Below are 22299 nucleotides of genomic sequence, written 5' to 3' on the forward strand. Positions count from 1 at the left end.
TGCGACAACGCCGGGGAGAGGAATCAGCGTGTCGAAAGGATTGAGGAGAGGATCGGTGCCGTCTCGATTACCGAGGGCCGGTAATGCGCCCGAATTCGGTCCGCTGCGCGCGTTCATCGCGGGTGCGGCCGTACTCGTGCTCGTCATCACCGGTCTGGCGTGGCACAGTGTCGACGCTCTCGTGTCCAATATCGAGCGGATCGGCAACCTAGGCCTCGGCGGCGGCCGTGACGGCGCCGTCGACATCCTGCTCGTCGGCGTCGACAGCCGCACCGACGCGCACGGCAATCCGCTCACCGGCGCCGAGCGCGCCATGCTGCACGCCGGCGACGAGGTCGGCACCAATACCGACACCATCGTGCTGATCCGCGTACCGAACGACGGGCGTTCGGCCACCGCCATCTCCATTCCGCGCGACTCCTATGTGGAGATTCCCGGCCTGGGCAAGGGCAAGATCAACTCCGCGTACGGCGCGACCAAAGAGACGCAGCGGATGAAGCTGATCAACCAGGGCGTCTCCGAGGCCGACGCGGACAAGCAGTCCACCCAGGCGGGCCGCCAGGCGCTGATCAAGACGGTGGCGAACCTCACCGGTATCACCGTCGACCACTACGCCGAGGTCAGCCTGCTCGGCTTCGTCCTGCTGACCGACGCCGTCGGCGGCGTCGACGTCTGCCTGAACGCCCCTGTAGACGAATGGATGTCGGGCGCGGAGTTCCCCGCGGGCCGCCAACGCCTCAACGGCCCACAGGCTTTGAGCTTCGTGCGCCAGCGCCACGACCTGCCGCGCGGCGACCTGGACCGGATCGTGCGCCAGCAGGTGTTCATGGCGCAGCTCGTCCACCAGATGCTCAGCGCGAAAACACTCGGTAATCCCACCAAGCTCAAGCAGCTCAGCGATGGGGTGGGCCGCTCGGTGGTACTGGACGACAATTGGGATGTGCTCGCGTTCCTGCAGCAGTTGAAGGATCTGACCGGCGGACAGGTGAACTTCGAGACCGTGCCCGTCGCCGATCTCAACGAGACGATCAGCACCGGCGAATCGGTGGTGCGGGTCGATCCGAAGGCCGTCAAGGCCTATGTCGCCGCCATGGTCGCGAATCGGCCCGCCGATCCCGAGCCGATCGGCATCGATCCGGCCACGGTGACCGTCGACGTGTACAACGCGAGCGCGGTCGGCGGGCTCGCCGGGCAGGTGTCACAGGCGTTGCAGGGCAAGGGTTTCCGATCCGGAAATGTCGGCAATTACACCGGCGGCACCCCGGCGGGCAGCCGGGTGCTCGCGGCGAACACCGCCGATGTGAAGGCGAAGGCGGTGGCCCGCGCTCTCGGCGGACTGACCGTGGTGGCCGATCCCACACTGTCCGCCGATTCGGTGAGCGTGGTGCTGGCGAGCGACTATTCTGGTCCGGGCTCTGCGGCGAGCACGATGTTCAACCCGTCGGAAACATCGTCGCCGACCGCGACGCCCGTGCCGCCAGCCCCTCCGATCAGCGCAGGCCAGAACGGACCGAAATGCGTGAACTGAACGATGCGTGACCACGACAGCACCCTGACCCTCACGGAAGCGGTGCTCGACCCGATCCTCGCTCGCGAGCCGGCGGGCCCGCGCGTCACCTACTACGACGACGCGTCCGGCGCGCGCATCGAGCTATCCGGGCTCACGCTGGCGAACTGGGCGGCCAAGACCGCCAATCTGATTCGCGACGAATTCGGCCTGAGTCCCGGCGCGCGGGTCGCGGTGCTGCTGCCCGCGCACTGGCAGACCGCCGCGGTACTGCTCGGCTGCTGGTGGGCGGGTGTCGAGGTGGTGCTGCACGCGGATCCCGATGCCGAACTCGCGCTCACCACGATGGAGCGGCTCGACGAGACCGACGGCATCGCCGAGGTCGCCGTGCTCTCGCTCGATCCCATGGGCGGTCCGGTGCGTGACCTGCCGGTCGGCCTCACCGATTTCGCCACCTCGGTGCGCGTGCACGGTGATCAGTTCTTCCCGGCGGGCGCCGGTGTCGCACTGGACGGTATGCCGGTCTCCGAGGTGTTGGCCGAGGCGCGGAAATCGGCGGTGCGGCAAGGGTTCTCCGAGGGCGACCGGGTGCTGTCGAGTACGCCGTGGGATACCGCCGCCGAGCTGATCGATGGTTTCGTCGCGGTGCTCGCGGCGGGTGCGTCGCTGGTCCAGGTGGTCAATCCCGACCCGGCACAGCGGGAACGGCGCATCGCTTCCGAGAGGGTTACCGCTCAGCGCTGATTTTCCGCGGATTCTTCCTGCCGCGACATATCGGGGTTACGTTTGACGCGGATCGCAGACGTTTCCGGCTCATACCACGGTATAGGTCCAATTCCGACCATGGGACGTTCCACAATCGCATAGCGTTCCGTACGGTGGGTTGTGTCGCCGCACAACCCGCGGTGCGAGCTCAGGGCCCGGAGGCGGTAGCTTGCGTGGCCACGCAGGGCACCGGGAGCGCCGCAATTCAACACAGAGGTTGAAATATGAAGCCGCAGTATTGGATTCGTTGGTTATCACAACAAGGCGCGCCCCGGCTCGCACTGCGTACGCAGGCCAGGCGCGGTGATCTCTTCTCCCAGTTGATGGGTGGGAACGGTCTCGACGATCCGTATCCCCTCATCGAGCGGATGCGTGGGCGCGGCAAACTCCAGCGCACACCGATCGCCATCGCCACCTTCGACCATGCGCTGGCGCGATCCATCCTGCGCGACAGCCGGTTCGGGGTGCGCGCCACCCAAAGTTTCAATGTTCCCCGGCCGCTGCAGGAACTCGGCAGGCGATTCCCGTTGCCGCCCAATCCGGTCGATCCGCCATCGATGCTCGTGATCGACCCGCCGGAGCACACCAAGATGCGCAAACCGGTCGCCTCGGCCTTCACCCCGCGCGCCGTCGGCAGGCTGCGCGACCGGGTCGAGACGGTCACCGAGCAGCTTCTCGACGGGCTGTCCTCCGACGGATCGGCCGACCTGATCGCGGATTTCGCGGTCAAGGTCCCGATCGCGATCATCTCCGAAATACTCGGCTTCCCCGAGTCGGACCAGGACATGTTCCTGGCCTGGGGCGACAGCATGAGCCCGCTGCTCGATATCGGCATCTCCTGGCGCGCGCACCGCACCGCGCTGCTGTCCATGGAGGTGATGAACGGCTACCTCGACGCGCACATCGCCCGCCTGCGCCGCACGCCGGGCGAGGACATCCTCAGCAGCCTGGTCACCGGCGGCGAACTCGACGATCACGCGCTGAAGGCGACCGCGAGCCTGCTCATGGGCGCGGGCTTCGAGACGACGGTCAACCTCATCGGCAACGGCATCGCCCAGTTGCTCGCGCATCCGGGCCAACTGGAGCGGCTGCGCGCCGAACCCGAGCTGTGGCCCAACGCGATCGAGGAGATCCTGCGCTTCGACCCGCCGGTGCAGACCACCGCGCGCACCGCGCTGACCGACGCCGAGGTCGAAGGCGTCACTGTGCGCAAGGGCACCACCGTGGTGCTCTCGCTGGCCGGCGCCAACCGCGACCCTGAGGTGTTCGCCGATCCGATGCGTTTCGACGTCGCCCGCGCGAACGCCAAGGACCACTTGACCTTCAGCAACGGTATCCACGTCTGCCTCGGCGCCAGCCTGGCCAGGATGGAGGGCGCCTACGCGCTGCGCGGCCTCTTCGAGCGGTTCCCCGAGTTGAAGCTCGACGGTCCGCCGCGCCGCCGCCAGCTGTACACGCTGCACGGCTACGAAAAGATGCCCGTCCGCCTCGGCCCCAAAGTCCCGGTCCCAGAACCCACCACCGTCTGACCTGGCGTCAGTGTGCGGTCAGGTCGGTGAATGCCGGGTGGCGCCAACCTGATTGCACACTCGCCCGTCAACCCTTCCAGACGTAGCGGGTTTTGGGGCGGCCTGCGCGGCCGTAGTCGGAGTGGCGGGTGACGAGGCCGTCCTCGGCCAGCTTTTCCAGGTAGCGCCATGCGGTGATGCGCGAGACGCCGACGGTGGTCGCGGTATCGGCGGCGGTGATGCCGTCGGTGGCGGCGCGGACCGCGCGCGAGATCTGGTCGAGCGTCTGCGGTGCGACGCCCTTCGGGGCGGACGCGCGCTGATCGGGGGTGCGCAGCGCGCCGAGCGCGCGATCGATGTCGTGCTGGGAGATGGCGGCCTCGCCCGCGGGCAGTGCGGCGCGGAATTCGCGATAGCGCTCCAGCTTGTCGCGGAAGGCCGCGAAGGTGAACGGTTTCAGCAGGTATAGGACGACACCGTAGGACACCGCGGTGCGCACCAGGGTCAGGTCGCGGGCCGACGTGATCGCGATGACGTCGGGCCGCGGGGCTAGGCCGGTCAGTGCCGCGGCGACATCGAGGCCGCTGGCGTCGGGCAGGCCGATATCCATCAGCACCAGATCGATCGGGCTGCCCTCGGCGGCCGCCTCCGCGGTCGCCCGCATCGCCTCGCGTCCGGTGTGCGCCACCGCGACGGGCGTGAAGCCGGGGATGCGTTCGACGTAGGCGCGGTGGGCTTCGGCGATGAGTGGTTCGTCCTCGACGATGAGCACCCTGATCATCGCGTGGTCCGCGGGATATGCACGGTCACCGCGCTTTCCGGGGTACGCGAGGTGCCGATGGTGCCGCCGTATCTGGCGACCACCCGATGCACCAGGGCAAGGCCTAACCCATGGTGATCGGCCTTGGTGGAATAACCGCGTTCCGCGGCGCGGGCGAATGTCTCCGGTGACATACCGGGCCCACTGTCGGCGACCCGAACAAAAAGCACAGAAGTATCATGCCGTACGGTCACTTCCACCCAACCGGCGGCACTGTCCGCGGCGGCGTCCAGCGCGTTATCGATCAGATTGCCGACCAGGGTCACCGATTCCTGCGCGGTCAGCGGCGCGGTGGAATCCAGCGCGGTGTCCTCGGTGATGCTGAGTTCGATGCCGCGCTCGGCGGCCTGATTCACCTTGCCGAGCAGCAGTGCGGCCAGCGCCGGATCGCCGACGGCGGCAAGCAGCCGATCGATCAGCGCTTGGGACAGTTCGAGTTCCGCGGTGGCGAACTCCACCGCCTCCCGGTACCGGCCGAGCTCGACCATGGTGATCACCGTGTGCAGCCGGTTCGCCGACTCGTGCGCCTGCGAGCGCAGCGATTCGGCGAAGCTGCGCACCGAGTCGAGTTCGCCCATCACCCCGCGCAATTCGGTGTGGTCGCGGATGGTGAGCACGGTGCCGACCGGGGTGCCCTCCCATTCGACCGGATCCTGGTTGATCAGCAGGATCCGGGAGTCGGTCACGTGCATCTCGTCGCGCACCAGTCCGGTGCCGAGGTGCTGGAACGAGACCGGTAGATCGGATCGATGCACCTCGCCCGCGGGTAGCTCGAGCAGCCTGCGCGCCTCGTCGTTCACCACGTCGGCGCGATCGCCGGTGGTGTCGAACACCATCAGGCCCTCGCGGATCGAATGCAGTACCGCGTCGTGGTGTTCGTACATGGTGCGCAGCTCGGCGGGCGCGAGACCGCGCGTCTGCCTGCGTAGCCTGCGGCTCAGCAGCAGTGAGCCGAGTGTCGCCAGCGCGAGGCCGCCCGCCGTGACGCCGAAGATCAGCGGCAGCTGCGCGCCGACCTGATCGCCGATCTTGTCCCTGGTCACCCCGGCCGACACCAGCGCGACGATGGCGCCGTTCTCGTAGACCGGCGTCACCGCCCTGATGGACGGGCCGAGGGTGCCCGCGAAGGTTTCGGTGAACGTCTCACCGGCCAGCGCGCGATCGATATTGCCGCTGAACGGCTGGCCGATGCGCTCGGGCACGGTGTGGGTGTAGCGGGTGCGGTCCGGCGCCATCACCACGATGAAGTCCATACCGGTCTGGATCCGGATGCGCTCGGTCACCGGCTGCAACAGCGCGGTCGGATCCGGCGTGTGCAGCGCCGCGGCCGTGGACGGCGCGTCGGCTACGCTCACCGCGATCGCCATCACCTGCTGTGTCGTCGCGCGGTCCCGATTGTGCCGCTCCTCGAGAATCGCCAGTGCCGCACCGGCGGCGACGACAAGCACAATGACCGACATATGCAGCACCAACGTCTGTCCGGCAAGTGACAACCGTCTACGCATATTTGCTGCCTCCACTGAACGTAATGCACGAAACCGTGACCGCCGTCACGATCGCGGCAACCATTCTGCATGGTCAGGCGTACACCGTCGGACCTCGGTACCACCTGGAGGACACGACTCGCAATGAGCGACTCAACGCAAACCACGCGGCGCGACCGCACCCACTGGCTGTATCTGGCCGTTATCGTCGCGGTTATCGCCGGCATCCTGGTCGGCTGGTTGGCGCCCAAGTTCGGGCAGTCGGTGGCCCCACTCGGCACCATGTTCGTCAACCTGATCAAGATGATGATCGCACCGGTCATCTTCTGCACCATCGTGCTCGGCATCGGCTCGATCCGTAAGGCCGCCACCGTCGGCAAGGTCGGTGGGCTCGCCATCGGCTACTTCCTGATCATGTCGACCTTCGCGCTCGGCATCGGCCTGCTCGTCGGCAACCTGATCAAGCCGGGCGACGGACTGAACATCGCCAAGACCGCCAAGGCCGGCGCGGAGTACGCGAAGACCGCGCACAACGCCGGTGGCACCTGGGATTTCATCCAGGGCATCATTCCGACCTCGCTGCTGTCCTCGCTGACCGCGGGCAGCGTGCTGCAGGCACTGTTCGTCGCGCTGCTCGTCGGCTTCGCGCTGCAGGCGATGGGCAGTGCGGGTGAGCCGATCCTGCGCGGGGTCGCCTCCATCCAGAAGCTGGTGTTCCGCATCCTGGTGATGATCCTGTGGCTGGCACCGGTCGGCGCGTTCGGCGCCATCGCGAACGTCGTCGGCAAGACCGGTCTGGACGCCGTGGTCAAACTCGGCATGCTGATGATCGCCTTCTATCTGACCTGCCTGATCTTCGTCTTCGGCGTGCTCGGTGTGCTGCTGCGGACGGTGTCGGGTGTGTCGATCTTCAAGCTGGCCCGCTACCTGGCCCGCGAATACCTGCTGATCGTCGCCACCTCGTCCTCGGAGTCGGCGTTGCCGCGGCTCATCGCGAAGATGGAGCACCTCGGCGTGGAGAAGACGACCGTCGGTGTCGTCGTGCCGACCGGCTATTCATTCAACCTGGACGGCACGGCCATCTACCTGACCATGGCGTCGCTGTTCATCGCCGAGGCGATGGGCAAGCCGCTCGCGCTCGGCGAGCAGCTCGGCCTGCTGCTGTTCATGATCGTCGCGTCGAAGGGTGCGGCGGGCGTCACCGGCGCCGGTCTCGCGACGCTGGCGGGTGGTCTGCAGAGTCATCGGCCGGAGCTGCTCGACGGTGTCGGCCTGATCGTCGGCATCGACCGGTTCATGTCCGAGGCGCGCGCGCTCACCAACTTCTCCGGTAACGCCGTCGCCACCGTGCTGGTCGGCACCTGGACCAAGACCGTCGACGCCGACCGGGTGCGCCAGGTGCTCGACCGCAAGATCCCGTTCGACGAGCAGACCATGGTCGACGACCATGCCGCTCCCGAAGGCCCGGAGAAGGACGAGAAGAACCTCGTCTCGGCCTGATCCGATACCTGATCGGTGCGACTGGGACGGCACCGAATAGGAGAGCAGGGTCCGTGCATCATGCGCGGACCCTGCTTTTTGCCCAGCGCGACAACTGATTTCGTGAGGACATGGGTAACTTGTCGGGCACGCCCAGAACTCTGCCGGGTGCCTGACCGCCGGCCGCCGATATCACCAACGCGGCAGTCGGTCTGGCCTGAATACGCGGAGAGGCGGTCAAGCCCACTTCTCGGGATTCAGCAGATGCTGGGTGACGGCAGTGGCATGACCGTGGCCGAAACCGTGCTCGGTCTTCAGCCACGCGACGAGCTCCTTGTGCGACGTCAGCCCGGTCTCCCGCATGGCGGCCTTCCACTCGTCGATCGTCCTGCCGTACTTGGCCTCGATGGACGGAAAGTAGGACGCGGGCCCGTGCGGCTTGGTCGTCGCCATGATTCATCTCCTTGCTCGTCTGCCGTTCAGCTGTAGGGACGACGGGCCATTCGAGAACTCATCGGTACGAGCACGTCTGTGTCGGCGATCACATCACCCCACGCGTCGAATCTCACGAGAACGGATGCGCGGGCGTAGCAATCGGTGCGCGGTAGCGTGGGGTTATGGCTGACGTTGTGGTGGTCGGGTCGGGGCCCAACGGGCTCACGGCGGCGGTGATCTTGGCCAGGGCGGGGCTTTCGGTCGAGGTGTTCGAGGCGGAGCCGACGGCGGGGGGTGGGTCGCGGACGCAGGAGTTGACGTTGCCGGGGTATCGGCATGATCTGTGTGCCGGGGCGCATCCGATGGCGTTGGCGTCACCGGTGTTTCGGGCCTTCGATCTCGCGGCGCACGGGGTGGAGCTGCTGGCGCCGGAGGTTTCGTACGCGCATCCGCTGGACGGGGGGACGGCCGGGCTGGCGTGGCGCGATCTGGATCGGACCGTCGAGGGGCTCGGCCGGGACGGCGCCGCCTGGCGTGGGCTGTTCGGGCCGCTGGTGCGGCGGTGGCGGGAGGTGGTCGATGTCGCCATGTCGGATCTGCGGCGGCTGCCCGCCGATCCGTTCGCCGCGGTGCGGTTCGGCCTGCGGTTGCTGGAACAGGGATCGCCGCTGTGGAACATCAGGTTTCGTGAGGCGGCCGCGCCCGCGATGCTGACCGGTATTGCGACGCACGCGATTACGCCGCCACGCGCGCTGCCCGCGGTCGGTGCGGGACTGCTGCTCGGCACGCTCGCGCACGCGGGCGGCTGGGTGCTGCCGCGCGGTGGCAGCCAAGCCATTCCTGATGCGCTGATCGCCGAGCTCGAACGGCTCGGCGGCCGTGTCCATACCGGTCACCGCGTCGATTCGCTGGACGAATTCGCCGACGCCCGTGCGGTACTGCTCGACCTGGCGCCCGCCGAACTGCTGCGCATCGCGGGCGACCGGCTACCGGACCGATATGCCAAGGGGCTGCGGCGCTTCCGCTACGGCGGCGCGGCGTGCAAGGTCGATTTCGCACTCTCCGGCCCGGTGCCGTGGCAGGCCGAGGGCTGTGCGCGCGCGGGCACGCTGCATCTGATCGGCACCCGCGCCGAGGCCATGGCCGCCGAAAAGGCCATCGCCGCAGGACAACACGTGGAGCGCCCCTACGTGCTCGCCATCCAGCCCGGCGTCGTCGATCCGAGCCGCGCCCCGGCGGGCGGGCACACCTTCTATGCCTACACCCATGTCCCCAACGGCTCGACCCGCGACGTCAGCGAGTCGGTGATCGCCCAAATCGAGCGTTTCGCACCGGGTTTCCGCGACCTCATCGTCGCCGAGCACGTCTACACCGCCGCCGAACTCCCCGCCCACAATGCCAACTACATCGGCGGCGACATCTCCGCGGGCGCGATGACCCTGCGCCAGACCGCTTTCCGCCCCATCGCCCGCTGGAACCCCTACGCCACACCGCTGCCCGGCGTCTACCTGTGCTCCGCGGCCACTCCGCCCGGCCCCGGCGTCCACGGCATGTCCGGCCTGCATTCGGCCCGGCACGTCCTGCGCGACCGCTTCGGCATCACCACCGATCCACTGGACCTACTCGCCTCCCGAGCCGCCCAGGCCAGCTGACCGCAGGCCCCTACGGGAGGTCGACCTGGGCGAGGACGCACAGGTGGTGCCCGCGCCAGGTCCAGCTGGTGCAGCGGCCAGAGAGCCGCGGAGGCACTGAGATCCGTCGAGCGCAGTCATATGGCCCTTGATTACGGCGTGTCGCAGGGCCATTCGACTGCGCTCGGCGAATGAGACGGTGTCCGTTAGACCTTCGCGGTGCGGTAGAGGTCGGGTTCGAGGTAGATGACGCGGGCGGCGGGGACGGCGCCGCGAACCCTGGCCTCCGCCTCGTCGATGGCGGTGGCGATCTCGGCGATCTCCAGGCCGGGGACGATGGCGATCTTTGCCGCGACGAGGATTTCGTCGGGGCCGAGGTACTGGGTCTTGAGGTGGATGACGCGGTCGATGCGGGTGCCGTCGACCAGGTTCTCCCGGATCGCGCGGTCCTCGGCGGGCGTCGCGCCCTCACCGATCAGCAGGCTCTGCATCTCCACGATCAGCACCAGCGCGATCACGCCGAGCAGCAGGCCGATGGCCAGCGTGCCGACGCCGTCCCAGACCGGATTGCCGGTGAGCATGGTCAGGCCGACGCCCGCGAACGCGAACACCAGGCCGATCAGCGCGCCGGTGTCCTCGAGCAACACCACCGGCAGTTCCGGGCTTCGCGAGTTGCGGATGAACCGCCACCAGCTCGAATCGCCCTTCAGCGGCTGCGATTCCTTCATCGCCGTCATGAAGCTGAAGCCCTCGAGCGCGATCGCGATCACCAGGATGACGATCGCGATGATCGGATTGCTCAGCTCCTCGGGATGCTGGATCTTGTGCACGCCCTCGTAGATCGCGTAGATCGAGCCGAGGGTGAACAGCACAAGCGCGACGATGAACGAGTAGAAGTACCGGTTGCGCCCGTACCCGAACGGGTGCAGCTGATCGGCTTCCTGTTCCGCGCGGCGCTGCCCGAGCAGCAGCAGCCCCTGGTTGGCGGTATCGGCCACCGAGTGCACCGCCTCGGCCAGCATCGACGCCGAACCGGTGAGCGCCGCACCGACGAACTTCGCCGCCGCGATCCCCGCATTCGCCGACAATGCGGCGAGAATCGCCTTTTTGCCACCACCAGCCGACATATCCCGGATGTCCTCTCCGTCTTCCGCAACCTCGATCTTGGCTAACTTAGCCTGTCCGCGGGCACGGCCCGACCACCCGAGGCCGATCGGGGTGGATAGGGCAGATCAGCCGGTCCCACCGACGACGGCACAGAACAGCTGCGCGTCCCCGTCCACCGCCTGTGCGCGGATATCGCTGTCGGCGGCCGAAATCCAGGCCGCGCCGCCGCGTTCGATCACCAGCGGCGCGCCGTCCTGCAGCAGCCGCACCGAACCCGCCGTGCACAGCACGATGCCAGGCCCGGCGGCGGTGAGCGGCACCTGGCCCGATCCCGCGATGAGATCGAAGCGCCGCAGCGCGAATTCCGGCGCGGGGGTCCGGTAGCGCACCGATCCGTCCCCGGCGGGTTCGGGCAGCACGATCGGCACGTCCAGCGGCTCGAAATCCAAGACCCGCAACAGTTCCGGCACGTCGACGTGCTTGGGCGTGAGACCGCCGCGCAGCACATTGTCGGAGTTGGCCATGATCTCCACGCCGAGCCCACGCAGATACGCGTGCAGGTTGCCCGCCGCGAGGAACAGTCCCTGTCCCGGCTCCAGCGTCACCCGGTTCAGCAGCAGCGCCGCGAGCACGCCGGCGTCGCCGGGGTAGGCCTCGGCGAGTTCGAGTGCGGTGCGCGCCTCGGGCGTGAACTTCCGCGTGCCCTTACCGGACAGGTAGCGCACGCATCCGTCGAGCACCGCGGGCAGCAGCGACGACAACGCGGCCTGCGGCAGGGTGATCCAGGTGGTGAACAGCGTCCGCAGTCCGGCCGAATCCGGCGAGGAGGCAAGCAGATCCGCGTACGACTCGAGGAGCACCACGTCGAGCGCGCGGAACAGTTCGACGGTGTGCACCGGATCGCGGAATCCGGCGAGTGCCTCGAACCGGTCGAGCGCGACCACCAGTTCCGGCTTGTGGTTCTCGTCGCGATAGTTGCGCATCGGCGAATCCAGCGGCACCCGCGCCCGGTTCTCCCGCTCGTAGCCCGCCTTGGCCTGGGCCAGGCTCGGGTGCGCCTGCAGCGACAGCGGCTCCTCGGCCGCGAGGATCTTCAACAGGAACGGCAGCTTTCCACCGAATTCCGGTGCGGCGGAGCCGAGTTCGCGATCGGGGTCGGCGGAGACGAGCTCGAGCAGCGACCGCTTCGTCCCGTCGACGCGCACGTGCGCCGGATCGGCGGGATGCGCGCCGAACCACAGTTCGGCCTCCGGATGTGCGGAGGGAACCGGCCGCCCGCACAGCTGCGCGAGCGCGGTGCGCGAACCCCAGGCGTAGGAGCGAAGTGCACCAACGAGTTCGTGCACTAGTAGCGACCCCCGTCGTAGTCGCCCTGACCCGCGGTCGCGGCGCCGTGCGCACCGATCAGTCGCAGATAGGCCGCGGCCATCTCCAGCCGCAGCGCGAGCACCGCGAGCTGCTCGACCTCGCTGCCGCGCCCGGTGCCGGGCTCCTCGGGGCGCGGTTGCGTCGGATCGGTGAGCGTGGAGTGCAGCAGGTCGACCTCGGCGCTGATCAGGTCGGCGTCGACCAGTCCGGTGCCGGTGCCGCCGAAGACGGCGAGCCTGCGCCGCGCGGCCACCTGATCCGGATCGACGCTGAGCACGAATACCCGCAGCCGTTCGACCGGCGCCGGTCCGTCGAGTTGTTCGTCGTGGAAGAGCGGATCGAAGCCGGGCGCGGATTCACCGGCGGCCTCGACCATGCGCGGATTGGCGGCGACGGCCTCGGCCAGATCCACCGCGCTCGCCACCCGGCCCGCCGCGGCGAGCAGTACCTCGGCGCCGTGTTCGGCCAGCACCGCGCTGGCGGGGGAGTCACCGGCGAAGACGATCCCGCGCTGCTGCATGCGCGCGGCCAGCGTCTTGGCCGGATTGTGGAACACCTCGTTGTGCGGGCCGTCGCGCAACGCTTCCGCGTCGAGCACGTCGGCCAGCTCGGTCAGGTCGGGCACGGCGGCGCCGGAGCGGGCCGGATCCACCGCGCTCAGTACCGCGATCCCCGCGGCGAGGAAACGTAGCAGGCGGTTGTGGTCGAGCACCTGGACCCGCGGCTGCAACAGCGCGGCGCGGCCAGCGGCCGCCGCGCGTAGCGGACCCTCGTGCGGTGCGGCGACCACCACTTCGGCGCCGCGGCGCAGCGCGCGGTCGACCGCGTCGATCAGCCGGGGATCGCCCGCGTCGTCACCGCAGACCAGCACCACGTCCAGCGGTCCGACCCACGGCGGCAGTGCGGAAACGGGCACGATGGGCATGCCCGCGCGTTCGCCGAGCGCGGCGACGAGCAGGCTCGCGGCGCGCGCGGCGCGGCCCGAGCCGGACACGAACACCACGCTGCGTGGCCGCAGATCGGCCAGTCGCGCCAGGGCGTCCTCACCGACGGCCGCGGCGGTGGCGCGTACCTGAGCGCCACCGGATGCGGCCGAGCGCAGGGCGCCGCCGCTATCGGCTGCCTCGAGCGACGCGGCATCGTCGAGGTCGAGTACCGGTGTTCCAGCGATCATCGGGCGTCCCACCTCCCCTCATCGCGCTGTTGTCTCTCGCGCCCCGCTCCCACCTGGGTCCGGAGGGAGCCCAGGCCGGGCGAATCCACGCTCTGTGATTCCACTATTCCAGTCAGGAGCGCACGATGCTCAGAATCTCGGTTACGAGTGCGTCTACTTCCTCAGGCGATCGGGCCTCTACGTTGAGCCTGAGCAGTGGTTCGGTATTCGACGCGCGCAGGTTGAACCAGGCGTTGTCGGCGAGCTGCACGGTGACACCGTCCAGTCGATCCACCGAGTGCGCCCGGCTCTCGAATGCCTCCAGCACAGTCATCGTCCGCTCCTTTGCGTCCGCCACTGTTGAATTGATCTCTCCGGAGGCCGCATATGTTGCATACGACGACATCAGTTCCGACATCGGCCGGTCTTTCTCGCCGAGCGCGGCGAGCACGTGCAGCGCCGCGAGCATGCCGGAGTCCGCGCCCCAGAAGTCGCGGAAGTAGTAGTGGGCCGAGTGTTCGCCGCCGAATACCGCACCGGTGGCGGCCATCTCCTGCTTGATGAACGAGTGCCCGACGCGGGTGCGCACCGGGGTGCCGCCGAGTTCGGTCACCAGTTCGGGCACCGCTTGCGAGGTGATCAGGTTGTGGATGACCACCGCGCCCGGCTCCTTGGCCAGTTCGCGCTCGGCGACCAGCGCGGTGACCGCCGACGGCGATACCGGATCACCGTTCTCGTCGACCACGAAGCACCGGTCGGCGTCGCCGTCGAAGGCCAGGCCGATATCGGCGCCGGACTTGCGGACCAGCGCCTGCAGGTCGACCAGGTTCTTCGGGTCGAGGGGATTGGCCTCGTGGTTGGGGAACGAGCCGTCGAGTTCGAAGTACAGCGGCACGATCGTCACCTGCGGCAGGGTGCCGAGCACCTCGGGCACCGTGTAGCCGCCCATGCCGTTGCCCGCGTCCACCGCGATGGTGAGCGGGCGGATGTTGTCGAGGTCGACCAGCCCGCGCAGGAACTTCGCGTAGTCGGGCAGCAGGTTGATCTCGGTCGCGGTGCCGCGCGCACCGTCGTGGCCGGGGACGCCGTCGATCATTTCCTGCTTGATGGTGGCCAGCCCGGTGTCCTGGCCGACCGGCAGCGCCTTGGCCCTGCAGAGCTTGATGCCGTTGTACTCGGCCGGGTTGTGGCTGGCCGTGAACATGGCACCGGGGCACCCCAAATCGCCTGAGGCGAAGTACAGCTGGTCGGTCGAGGCGAGCCCGATGTGCACCACGTCCAGCCCCTGCGCGGTCACGCCGTCGGCGAAGGCGGCGGCCAGTGCGGGGGAGGATTCGCGCATGTCGTGTCCGATGACGATGCGGGCCGCGCCCTCGCCGCGCATCAGCCGTGCGAAGGAGGCGCCGACATCGGCGACGAATTCCGCGTCGATCTGTTCACCGACCACACCGCGAACGTCGTAAGCCTTGATCACACCGTTCACGAACTCGGCAGAGCGGGCGACTGTCATGGCCACCACACTAGTGTGCCCCCACATCGCGCTCGGACCAGTCCCCACCCCTGCGCTGATTTCCGCGGTTCGGCCGAATCAGGAGGCAAACCGATGTCTACGGTGAGAGCGCCTCGGCGACAATAGATTTCGTGAGAACATGGGTAACTCGCCGGGTACCGGCCAACTTACCGGGCATCTGACCGCCGGCCGCGATCTAACCGGAGGCGCACTCGAGTCCGGCCTGAAGTGCGGAGAGGCGGGGGAGCATATACCTAGTTCGGCGGATCGGGCAGCACCCGTAGATGCCCGCGGCGGCCGGTGCGGGTCGGCCGCTGCGGCGGCGGGGGAGCGTAATCGGAGTACCCGCGCTGTTCCTGCTCCGGCGGGCGGCGGCGTAGGCCGGCCTCGCGCACCGCTTCGGCCAGTGCGGTCAGATCGTCGTCATCCGGTGTGCTGGAAGAGAATCCGCCCTCGTGGCGGACCATGTCCCAGCCCTTCGGCGCGGTGATCCGGGAGGCATGTGTTTCGCAGAGATCCCAGGAGTGCGGTTCGGCTACCGTGGCCAGCGGACCCACCACCGCCGTCGAATCCGAGTACACATACGTGAGCGTCGCGACGGCCGGATTCTTGCAGCCGGGTCGGCAGCAGCGACGCATGGGGATCACGCCGATGAGAGTAACCCCCCTGGCGCGTTCGCGGGGATAGGACACGCTTATGCGACTGTTATTCGTCCTCTTCGGGATCGATGATCTCCGGGTCGACGCCGAGATAGGTCGCCACCTGCTGGACCAGTACCTCGCGCAGCAGATCGACCAGATCGTCGGGATCGCTGGCGCGCAACTCCAATGGCTTGCGGAACAACACGACTCGCGCGCGGGTTGCGGTGCCGTACCTGTCGACGCCCGCCGGGATGAGCCGGGAGAGCGGTACCGCGCCGTCGGCCACCACCTCATCCGGCCAGGTGACCGAATCCGGGTGCAGCGGACGAATTTTCGGCACATCGTCGACCGCGATATCGAGCTTGGTCAGCCGGTCGTGCCAGCGGGTGTCCAGCGGTGCGAATGCCTCGAGCACCAGCCGGTCGAATTTCTGTCCTCGGGTGCGCCATGCGGGCACGGTCGGCGGCAGCATGGGCCCGCGCACCCCGCGCCCACGCCGGGTCACCGACCTGGCGGTCGGCGGTCGACGATTCCGGAAACGTGCCATACCTGAAATCTAGGCCAGCTCACGCCCGCCCGCTTGTCCGGGTGCTCGGCGTGCCGGTCGGTGCGTCGCGGGATTCGAGGGGCGTACCCCCGGAGTTACCCACGTGGGTAACTCCGGGCCCAACCCCGGTGTCTAACCGATGCCGCGCTTGAGGCGGCGGCGCTCCCGCTCGGAGAGGCCGCCCCAGATGCCGAAGCGCTCATCGTGGGCGAGTGCGTATTCCAGGCACTCGTCACGTACCTCGCAGCCCATGCAGATCCGTTTCGCCTCACGGGTCGAGCCGCCCTTCTCGGGGAAGAACGCCTCCGGATCGGTTTGCGCGCACAGGGCACGTTCCTGCCACTGCTCTTCGATGGACTCGAACATCTCGTCGAAGCCCGTGACGACCAGGCTGAGCCGGGGCGCCGAGACTTCGCCACCCCCTTCTTGCTCCATCCGGCCGACTTCTGCGCAGACGCCACGTGCTGCGCCTGCCGTGGAATCGCTCGGCGAGACCAGCTCATTGGCCATCGCTCCGCCTCCTCACTGTGTGTTAGCGCAGAATGATTCTTTCCGTCGGACCAACGCGCACACCGACGGCACTACCCCGCGACGTTGTCTCGCGGACATCCCCGAGCTCGTCATCCCAGTGGGAACATCTGTTCGAAAATCCGTCCGCGCCTTGAACTCTCGCGCGGACCCGGAATGACATGACTGTGATTAGACACGCCGGACGTGTCGATGGTCAAGCCGCCGACGCTATTCCGTTACTATCCGCCGCCGCCTTCCGAGTCGATCTTGAAGTGCCGCACGGCAAATGACCAGCAAATATAGGAGGAATCGCGCCGTCTCCCGGACCGCATAGGCTGTGCGGATGTGACTGGACAACAAACCGGCCCGGCACCCGCCGACGGGCCGCGGATCGCCGTCCTGGTGGGCGGAGTCGGTGGCGCGCGCTTCCTGCAGGGCGTTCGGGAACTGCTGCCCGACGCCGATATCTCCGCGATCGTCAATGTCGGCGACGACGTGTGGATGCACGGCCTTCGTATCTGCCCCGACCTCGATACCTGCATGTACACCCTGGGTGGTGGCATCGATACCGAACGCGGCTGGGGGCATGCCGACGAAACGTGGCATGCCAAAGAGGAGCTGGCGAAGTACAACGCTCAGCCCGATTGGTTCGGTTTGGGTGACCGCGATATCGCGACCCACTTGATTCGCAGTGAAATGTTGCGTGCCGGGTATCCGCTCTCCGCGGTCACCGAGGCGCTCTGCAACCGGTGGCAGCCGGGCGTGAAATTGATCCCCGCAACCGACGATCGATGCGAAACGCACGTTGTTGTCAGTGACCCTGACAACCCTGGCGAACGTCGCGCGATCCATTTCCAAGAGTGGTGGGTTCGTTACCGCGCGGCCATCGAGACCCACGGATTCGCCACAATTGGCGCGGATCAGGCCAAGCCGGCCCCAAATGTGACAGAGATCATAGCCGGTGCTGACGCGGTGTTGCTCGCCCCGTCCAATCCGGTGGTCAGCATCGGCGCGATCCTCGCCGTTCCCGGCCTGCGCGGGGCGCTACGCACCACCGATGCCAAGGTCATCGGCCTTTCGCCGGTGATCGACGGCAAGCCGCTGCGCGGTATGGCCGACGAATGTCTTTCGGTGATCGGCGTGGAAACCACCGCCGAGGCGGTCGGCAGGCATTACGGCGCGCGCTCGGACACTGGCATCCTCGACGGCTGGCTGGTACACAGCACCGACACCGCCGACGTGCCCGGCGTCGAAGTGCGCAGCGTGCCGCTGCTGATGACCGATCCGGCAACCACCGCCGAGATGGCGCGGGCGGCACTGGAATTGGCAGGGGTGAAACCGTGACCGAGGTGCTGTCCGATCACGCCGCCGGCGAGCTGCGCATCCTGCCCGTCGCCGGGCTGCCGGAGTTCCGGCCCGGCGACGATCTCGCCGCCCACCTCGCCGAGCGTGCCCCGTGGCTGGCCGACGGCGACATCCTCGTGGTCACCAGCAAGATCGTCGCGAAGGCCGAGGGCCGCATCGTCGCCGCACCGCTGGATCCGGAGGAGCGCGACACCGCCCGTCGTGCGCTCGTCGATCAGGAAGCCGTGCGCGTGCTCGCGCGCAAGGGCCGCACGCTGATCACCGAGAACCGGCTCGGCATCGTCCAGGCCGCCTCCGGCGTGGACGGTTCCAATGTCGAACAGGGCGAATTGGTACTGCTGCCGGTCGATCCCGATGCCAGCGCCAAAGCGCTGCGCGCCGCGCTGGCCGAGCGGCTCGGCGTGAACGTCGCGGTGGTCATCACCGACACCATGGGCCGGGCCTGGCGCAGCGGTCAGATCGACGCCGCGATCGGCGCGTCCGGGCTGCGGGTACTGCACAACTATGACGGCGCGGTGGACGGGCAGGGCAACGAACTGCACGTCACCCTGGTCGCCATCGCCGATGAACTGGCCGCGGCGGCGGATCTGGTGAAGGGCAAGCTCGGCGGTGTCCCGGTCGCGGTGGTGCGCGGGCTGCCCGTCACCGACGACGGCTCCACCGCCAAGGATCTGCTGCGCGGCGGCACTGACGACCTGTTCTGGCTCGGCACCGCCGAGGCCATCGAGAAGGGGCGTCGCGAGGCGATCCTGCTACGCCGTTCGGTGCGCCAGTTCGCCGATACCCCGGTCGATCCCGAGCGGGTGCGCGCGGCGGTCGCGGTGGCGCTCACCGCCCCCGCGCCGCATCACACCCGCCCGGTGCGCTTCGTGTGGGTGCGCAAGCCGGGTCTGCGTGCCCAGCTGCTCGAGGCGATGGCCGAGAAGTGGCGCACCGATCTCACCGCCGACGGCCGCGGCCCCGAGAGCGTCGAACGCCGGATCGCCCGTGGCCGCATCCTTTTCGACGCGCCCGAGGTGATCATCCCGTTCTGTGTGCCCGACGGCGCGCACGACTATCCGGACGAGCGGCGTCGCGCCGCCGAGCGCACCATGTTCACCGTCGCGGCCGGCGCCGCGGTGCAGGGCCTGCTCGTCGCGCTGGCCACCGAGGGCCTCGGCAGCTGCTGGATCGGGTCGACGATCTTCGCCCCGGAGATCACCCGCGAGGTGCTCGGGCTGGCGGCCGACTGGAATCCGCTGGGTGCCATCGCCATCGGTCATCCGCCGGAGGAGCTGGCCCCGCGCCCCACGCCGATGCCCGGCTTCGGGCTGGTCGAGCTGTGAGCGAGCGAACCAAAGACATAGCGCCGGATGCCGGCACGGCGGAGCCGAGCGCTAGCGAGGTGGAGTCGTGACGGCTGAGTCGCTGCACGCCTCGGCGACGGGACTGCTCGAAGCATGGCGTCCGCCGGTCGGTTCCGACAGCTCCCTGCGCGAGGCGATGCTCGCGTTCCTCGGCTCGGCGCCGCGCGGCTGCCTGCGCGAGCACGCGCCCGGTCACATCACCGCCTCGGCGGTGGTCTTCTCGCACGACCAGCGCGAGGTGCTGCTGACCCTGCATCCGCGCGTCGGGCTGTGGATCCAGCTCGGCGGGCACTGCGAGGAGGGCGACGAGACGGTGCCGGACGCGGCGCTGCGCGAGGCGGTCGAGGAGTCGGGCATCGCCGATCTGCGGCTCGAGCCCGAGCTGTACGGCGTGCAGGCGCATCCGATCACCTGCTCGCTCGGCGTGCCGACTCGGCACCTCGATCTGCTGTTCCGCATCACCGCGCCGAAAGACGCTGTCCCCGTGCGTAGTTCGGAGTCGACCGATCTGCGCTGGTGGCCGGTCGACGCACTTCCCGAGAACGCCGAGGTGTTGCTGTACTGACGATCTGGTCGACAAGGGCGAGCGGGTCGGCCGCTCGCCCTTCTTCGGCCCTGTTGAGATTTACAAATCGACAGATTTGTCTAGACAACAGACAAGCTGATCTCTAATGTCAACTTCAGCTGTACTGCGCGTCGCACGTTGGCGCGCCGCCTGATGAAGTGGAGACAACGATGTCGACGAATACCGACATGTCGGGTGTGCACGTCGAGGTGCCGGGCTGGCGGGATCGCAAGCGATACCTGTGGCTGTGGGGATTGTTCGCGCCGACCGGCCTGTTCACCATCGGCCTGCCCGCGATCTGGATGCTCAACGAACTCGGCTGGCATCGCCTGGCCCAGGTGCCGTTCTGGCTCGGCCCGATCCTGGTCTATGTGCTGATTCCGCTGGCGGACATCTTCTTCGGGCCGGACGGCGACAACCCGCCCGACGAAGCGATGGAGTACCTGGAGAACGACAAGTACTACCGCTATCTGACCTACCTCTATCTGCCGTTCCAGTACGCGTCGCTGATCATGGCCTGCTATCTGATCAGCGCGGCGGATCTGCGCTGGCTCGGTATCGATGGCGGGCTGCAGGTGGTCGACAAGATCGGTGTCGCGATCACCGTCGGCATGATCGGCGGCATCGGCATCAACACCGCGCACGAACTCGGCCACAAGAAGGTGCATCTGGAACGCTGGCTGTCGAGAATCGCGCTGGCGCAGTCGTGCTACGGCCACTTCTACATCGAGCACAACCGCGGCCACCACGTGCGGGTCGCCACTCCGGAGGATCCGGCGAGTTCCCGTGTGGGGGAGACCTTCTGGGCCTTCTGGCCGCGCACGGTCGTCGGCAGTCTGCGCTCCGCGTGGCGATTGGAGGCCGCCAGGCTGGAACGGCTCGGCAAGAAGCCGTTCAGCACGAAGAACGAGGTGCTCAGTGCCTGGCTGATGTCGGTGGCGCTGTACGCGGTGCTGATCGCGGTATTCGGGATCGGCGTGCTGCCGTATCTGATTCTCCAGGCGGTGGTCGGCTTCAGCCTGCTGGAGGCGGTCAACTATCTGGAGCACTACGGCCTGGTCCGCCAGCGCACCGCGTCCGGGCGCTATGAACGGCCCGCGCCGGTGCACAGCTGGAACAGCGACCACATCGTCACCAACATCTTCCTGTACCACCTGCAGCGGCACAGCGATCACCACGCGTACCCGACCCGCCGCTACCAGACCCTGCGCAGCTGGGACGGCGCGCCGAACCTGCCGAGCGGCTACGCGAGCATGATTCTGCTCGCCTACTTCCCGCCGCTGTGGCGTCGCGTGATGGACAAGCGCGTGCTCGCCCACTACGGCGGCGATATCACCAGGGCCAATATCGATCCGGCCAAGCGGGACAAGGTGATTGCCAGGTATGGGAGCTCGGGGGCGGCGCGGCTATGAGAAGGTTTCGTTGCCCCGTCTGTGATTACGTTTACGACGAGGCGAAAGGCGCTCCGCACGAAGGCTTTCCGGCCGGCACCGAATGGGATCGCATTCCCGACGATTGGTGTTGCCCCGACTGTGGCGTGCGGGAGAAGATCGACTTCGAGGCGATGGGAGTGCAGTCATGACCGACTACAAGCTGTACCAGTGTATTCAGTGCGGATTCGAATACGACGAGGAGAAGGGCTGGCCGGAGGACGGCATCGCGCCCGGCACCCGCTGGGACGACATCCCGGACAACTGGACCTGCCCGGACTGCGGCGCGGCGAAGGCCGACTTCTACATGGTCGAGATCGACCGCAGCCCGAGCAACTGATCCGGCGGCGGGCATGGCGTGAAACGCGGCCGTGGGATTTTGACTGTGGCATCGGCCCGTGACAGGGTCGCGGGTATGCCGCGCACCGGAACCCGCATCCCTTACCAGGAGGCGGCGCGGGATCTGCTGCGTTCGTCGGTCCTCGACGCGATGCGCGAGCTGCTGACCGAGCGGGACTGGTCCAAGATCACCCTCGGTGACGTGGCGGGCCGGGCCGGGGTCAGCAGGCAGACGCTGTACAACGAATTCGGTTCGCGCGCCGGCCTGGCGCAGTCCTACGCGCTGCGCCTGGCCGACGATCTGGTCGACCACGTCGACGCTGCCATCGCGAGCAATGTCGGTGACCCGAGAGCTGCCTTCCGCGAAGGGCTTTCGGGTTTCTTCTTGGAAGCCGCCGCCGATCCGCTCGTCCAGTCGCTGCTGGCGGGTGAGGTGAAATTGGATCTGCTGCGGCTCATCACCCTCGATGCCGGCCCGTTGCTCGACCACGCCACCGAGCGCCTATCCGTGGCGTTCCAGCACAGCTGGGTGGCCGCGACCGCGGCGGAATCGGATGTCATCGCGCACGCGCTGGTGCGCATCGCGCTGAGCTACATCCCGACACCGCCCGCCTCCGGCCGCAATGCGCCCGCCGAATTGAGCCAGTTGCTGAGTCCGTATGTCGAGGCAATCCTCGCGGCGCGCGAACCCAATTGAGCCGTGTCGCACCGCCGGTCGCGCGTTTGCGGCGAGTGTGCGGTGACGGGCGTCACATGTGAACGTGCTTAAAAACCAACTGCCTGGCATGT

22 protein-coding genes are annotated in these 22299 nt (G+C 67.9%); 12 read left to right on the forward strand and 10 right to left on the reverse strand.

What is annotated here, in order from left to right; translation table 11 throughout:
• The first annotated feature begins 55 nt into the window (after nucleotides 1-55).
• From ACIG5A_RS33330 to ACIG5A_RS33340, 3 genes are all read left to right on the forward strand, one after another.
• Nucleotides 56-1528: an LCP family protein gene (locus ACIG5A_RS33330; RefSeq protein WP_397247433.1), complete on the forward strand. Its 1473-nt coding sequence runs from the start codon at nucleotides 56-58 to the stop codon at nucleotides 1526-1528.
• Between the two features lie 3 nt (nucleotides 1529-1531).
• Nucleotides 1532-2251 (forward strand): TIGR03089 family protein, encoded by a 720-nt coding sequence (locus tag ACIG5A_RS33335; RefSeq protein WP_397247435.1) that lies wholly within the window; start codon nucleotides 1532-1534, stop codon nucleotides 2249-2251.
• Nucleotides 2252-2496: 245 nt separating this feature from the next.
• Nucleotides 2497-3801, forward strand: coding sequence for a cytochrome P450 (locus ACIG5A_RS33340; protein WP_397247437.1), 1305 nt, complete (start codon nucleotides 2497-2499; stop codon nucleotides 3799-3801).
• Between the two features lie 67 nt (nucleotides 3802-3868).
• Here the strand turns inward: ACIG5A_RS33340 and ACIG5A_RS33345 are convergent, their stop codons facing one another.
• Both ACIG5A_RS33345 and ACIG5A_RS33350 read right to left on the reverse strand, forming a co-directional pair.
• Entirely contained in the window at nucleotides 3869-4561 is a 693-nt protein-coding gene (locus ACIG5A_RS33345; protein WP_397247439.1) for a response regulator, read from the reverse strand.
• Nucleotides 4558-6105: an ATP-binding protein gene (locus ACIG5A_RS33350; protein ID WP_397247441.1), complete on the reverse strand. Its 1548-nt coding sequence runs from the start codon at nucleotides 6103-6105 to the stop codon at nucleotides 4558-4560. The genes ACIG5A_RS33345 and ACIG5A_RS33350 overlap by 4 nt, the downstream gene beginning before the upstream one ends.
• Nucleotides 6106-6228: 123 nt before the next feature.
• Here ACIG5A_RS33350 and ACIG5A_RS33355 point away from each other — a divergent pair, with 123 nt between their 5' ends.
• Nucleotides 6229-7584 carry a cation:dicarboxylate symporter family transporter gene (locus ACIG5A_RS33355; RefSeq protein ID WP_397247443.1) on the forward strand — a complete coding sequence of 452 codons (1356 nt, stop codon included), beginning with the start codon at nucleotides 6229-6231 and terminating at the stop codon, nucleotides 7582-7584.
• Between the two features lie 216 nt (nucleotides 7585-7800).
• Here ACIG5A_RS33355 and ACIG5A_RS33360 read toward each other — a convergent pair whose 3' ends face one another.
• On the reverse strand, nucleotides 7801-8016 hold the full coding sequence (locus ACIG5A_RS33360; RefSeq protein ID WP_397247445.1) for a DUF4287 domain-containing protein: 216 nt from the start codon (nucleotides 8014-8016) through the stop codon (nucleotides 7801-7803).
• Between the two features lie 164 nt (nucleotides 8017-8180).
• On the opposite strand from ACIG5A_RS33360, the gene ACIG5A_RS33365 reads away from it, so the two are divergent.
• Nucleotides 8181-9650, forward strand: a complete 1470-nt coding sequence (locus tag ACIG5A_RS33365; protein ID WP_397247447.1) for a phytoene desaturase family protein — start codon at nucleotides 8181-8183, stop codon at nucleotides 9648-9650.
• Between the two features lie 185 nt (nucleotides 9651-9835).
• Here the strand turns inward: ACIG5A_RS33365 and ACIG5A_RS33370 are convergent, their stop codons facing one another.
• The 7 genes from ACIG5A_RS33370 to ACIG5A_RS33400 form a co-directional block, all read right to left on the reverse strand.
• Nucleotides 9836-10756, reverse strand: a complete 921-nt coding sequence (locus ACIG5A_RS33370; protein ID WP_397247449.1) for a cation diffusion facilitator family transporter — start codon at nucleotides 10754-10756, stop codon at nucleotides 9836-9838.
• A 105-nt stretch (nucleotides 10757-10861) separates the two neighbouring features.
• A complete protein-coding gene (manA, locus tag ACIG5A_RS33375) occupies nucleotides 10862-12082 on the reverse strand; it encodes a mannose-6-phosphate isomerase, class I (protein ID WP_397247451.1) in 1221 nt (406 codons plus the stop codon).
• Nucleotides 12082-13278, reverse strand: a complete 1197-nt coding sequence (locus ACIG5A_RS33380) for a tobH protein (protein ID WP_397247453.1) — start codon at nucleotides 13276-13278, stop codon at nucleotides 12082-12084. Before ACIG5A_RS33380 ends, manA begins: the two co-directional genes overlap by 1 nt.
• Before the next feature lie 112 nt (nucleotides 13279-13390).
• On the reverse strand, nucleotides 13391-14767 hold the full coding sequence (locus ACIG5A_RS33385) for a phosphomannomutase/phosphoglucomutase (RefSeq protein ID WP_397247455.1): 1377 nt from the start codon (nucleotides 14765-14767) through the stop codon (nucleotides 13391-13393).
• A 254-nt stretch (nucleotides 14768-15021) separates the two neighbouring features.
• Entirely contained in the window at nucleotides 15022-15405 is a 384-nt protein-coding gene (locus ACIG5A_RS33390; RefSeq protein ID WP_397247995.1) for a DUF3499 domain-containing protein, read from the reverse strand.
• Nucleotides 15406-15472: 67 nt separating this feature from the next.
• Nucleotides 15473-15955, reverse strand: coding sequence for a metallopeptidase family protein (locus ACIG5A_RS33395; RefSeq protein ID WP_397247457.1), 483 nt, complete (start codon nucleotides 15953-15955; stop codon nucleotides 15473-15475).
• Nucleotides 15956-16087: 132 nt separating this feature from the next.
• Nucleotides 16088-16321 (reverse strand): WhiB family transcriptional regulator, encoded by a 234-nt coding sequence (locus tag ACIG5A_RS33400; protein ID WP_029901515.1) that lies wholly within the window; start codon nucleotides 16319-16321, stop codon nucleotides 16088-16090.
• A 489-nt stretch (nucleotides 16322-16810) separates the two neighbouring features.
• Here ACIG5A_RS33400 and cofD point away from each other — a divergent pair, with 489 nt between their 5' ends.
• From cofD to ACIG5A_RS33435, 7 genes are all read left to right on the forward strand, one after another.
• Nucleotides 16811-17809 (forward strand): 2-phospho-L-lactate transferase, encoded by a 999-nt coding sequence (gene cofD, locus ACIG5A_RS33405; protein ID WP_397247459.1) that lies wholly within the window; start codon nucleotides 16811-16813, stop codon nucleotides 17807-17809.
• Nucleotides 17806-19155: a coenzyme F420-0:L-glutamate ligase gene (locus tag ACIG5A_RS33410; protein WP_397247461.1), complete on the forward strand. Its 1350-nt coding sequence runs from the start codon at nucleotides 17806-17808 to the stop codon at nucleotides 19153-19155. The genes cofD and ACIG5A_RS33410 overlap by 4 nt, the downstream gene beginning before the upstream one ends.
• A 67-nt stretch (nucleotides 19156-19222) precedes the next feature.
• Complete coding sequence (locus tag ACIG5A_RS33415) at nucleotides 19223-19741, forward strand: NUDIX hydrolase (protein ID WP_397247463.1); 519 nt, start codon at nucleotides 19223-19225, stop codon at nucleotides 19739-19741.
• A 170-nt stretch (nucleotides 19742-19911) separates the two neighbouring features.
• On the forward strand, nucleotides 19912-21153 hold the full coding sequence (locus tag ACIG5A_RS33420) for an alkane 1-monooxygenase (RefSeq protein WP_397247465.1): 1242 nt from the start codon (nucleotides 19912-19914) through the stop codon (nucleotides 21151-21153).
• Nucleotides 21150-21323: a rubredoxin gene (locus ACIG5A_RS33425; RefSeq protein ID WP_397247467.1), complete on the forward strand. Its 174-nt coding sequence runs from the start codon at nucleotides 21150-21152 to the stop codon at nucleotides 21321-21323. Before ACIG5A_RS33420 ends, ACIG5A_RS33425 begins: the two co-directional genes overlap by 4 nt.
• Complete coding sequence (locus ACIG5A_RS33430; RefSeq protein WP_397247469.1) at nucleotides 21320-21511, forward strand: rubredoxin; 192 nt, start codon at nucleotides 21320-21322, stop codon at nucleotides 21509-21511. Before ACIG5A_RS33425 ends, ACIG5A_RS33430 begins: the two co-directional genes overlap by 4 nt.
• Before the next feature lie 75 nt (nucleotides 21512-21586).
• Entirely contained in the window at nucleotides 21587-22207 is a 621-nt protein-coding gene (locus ACIG5A_RS33435; protein ID WP_397247471.1) for a TetR/AcrR family transcriptional regulator, read from the forward strand.
• Nucleotides 22208-22299 lie beyond the last annotated feature (92 nt).

The organism is Nocardia sp. NPDC052566, assembly GCF_044547285.1.
Lineage (GTDB): Bacteria > Actinomycetota > Actinomycetes > Mycobacteriales > Mycobacteriaceae > Nocardia.

Coding starts and splice junctions, on each gene's coding strand:
- ACIG5A_RS33335 (WP_397247435.1), top strand. CDS start 1,532: ATGCGTGACCACGACAGCACCCTGACCCTCACGGAAGCGGTGCTCGAC.
- ACIG5A_RS33390 (WP_397247995.1), bottom strand. CDS start 15,405: ATGCGTCGCTGCTGCCGACCCGGCTGCAAGAATCCGGCCGTCGCGACG.
- ACIG5A_RS33400 (WP_029901515.1), bottom strand. CDS start 16,321: ATGTTCGAGTCCATCGAAGAGCAGTGGCAGGAACGTGCCCTGTGCGCG.
- ACIG5A_RS33430 (WP_397247469.1), top strand. CDS start 21,320: ATGACCGACTACAAGCTGTACCAGTGTATTCAGTGCGGATTCGAATAC.
- ACIG5A_RS33365 (WP_397247447.1), top strand. CDS start 8,181: ATGGCTGACGTTGTGGTGGTCGGGTCGGGGCCCAACGGGCTCACGGCG.
- ACIG5A_RS33370 (WP_397247449.1), bottom strand. CDS start 10,756: ATGTCGGCTGGTGGTGGCAAAAAGGCGATTCTCGCCGCATTGTCGGCG.
- ACIG5A_RS33385 (WP_397247455.1), bottom strand. CDS start 14,767: ATGACAGTCGCCCGCTCTGCCGAGTTCGTGAACGGTGTGATCAAGGCT.
- ACIG5A_RS33380 (WP_397247453.1), bottom strand. CDS start 13,278: ATGATCGCTGGAACACCGGTACTCGACCTCGACGATGCCGCGTCGCTC.
- ACIG5A_RS33420 (WP_397247465.1), top strand. CDS start 19,912: ATGTCGACGAATACCGACATGTCGGGTGTGCACGTCGAGGTGCCGGGC.
- ACIG5A_RS33425 (WP_397247467.1), top strand. CDS start 21,150: ATGAGAAGGTTTCGTTGCCCCGTCTGTGATTACGTTTACGACGAGGCG.
- ACIG5A_RS33345 (WP_397247439.1), bottom strand. CDS start 4,561: ATGATCAGGGTGCTCATCGTCGAGGACGAACCACTCATCGCCGAAGCC.
- ACIG5A_RS33350 (WP_397247441.1), bottom strand. CDS start 6,105: ATGCGTAGACGGTTGTCACTTGCCGGACAGACGTTGGTGCTGCATATG.
- ACIG5A_RS33435 (WP_397247471.1), top strand. CDS start 21,587: ATGCCGCGCACCGGAACCCGCATCCCTTACCAGGAGGCGGCGCGGGAT.
- ACIG5A_RS33340 (WP_397247437.1), top strand. CDS start 2,497: ATGAAGCCGCAGTATTGGATTCGTTGGTTATCACAACAAGGCGCGCCC.
- ACIG5A_RS33360 (WP_397247445.1), bottom strand. CDS start 8,016: ATGGCGACGACCAAGCCGCACGGGCCCGCGTCCTACTTTCCGTCCATC.
- ACIG5A_RS33395 (WP_397247457.1), bottom strand. CDS start 15,955: ATGGCACGTTTCCGGAATCGTCGACCGCCGACCGCCAGGTCGGTGACC.
- ACIG5A_RS33355 (WP_397247443.1), top strand. CDS start 6,229: ATGAGCGACTCAACGCAAACCACGCGGCGCGACCGCACCCACTGGCTG.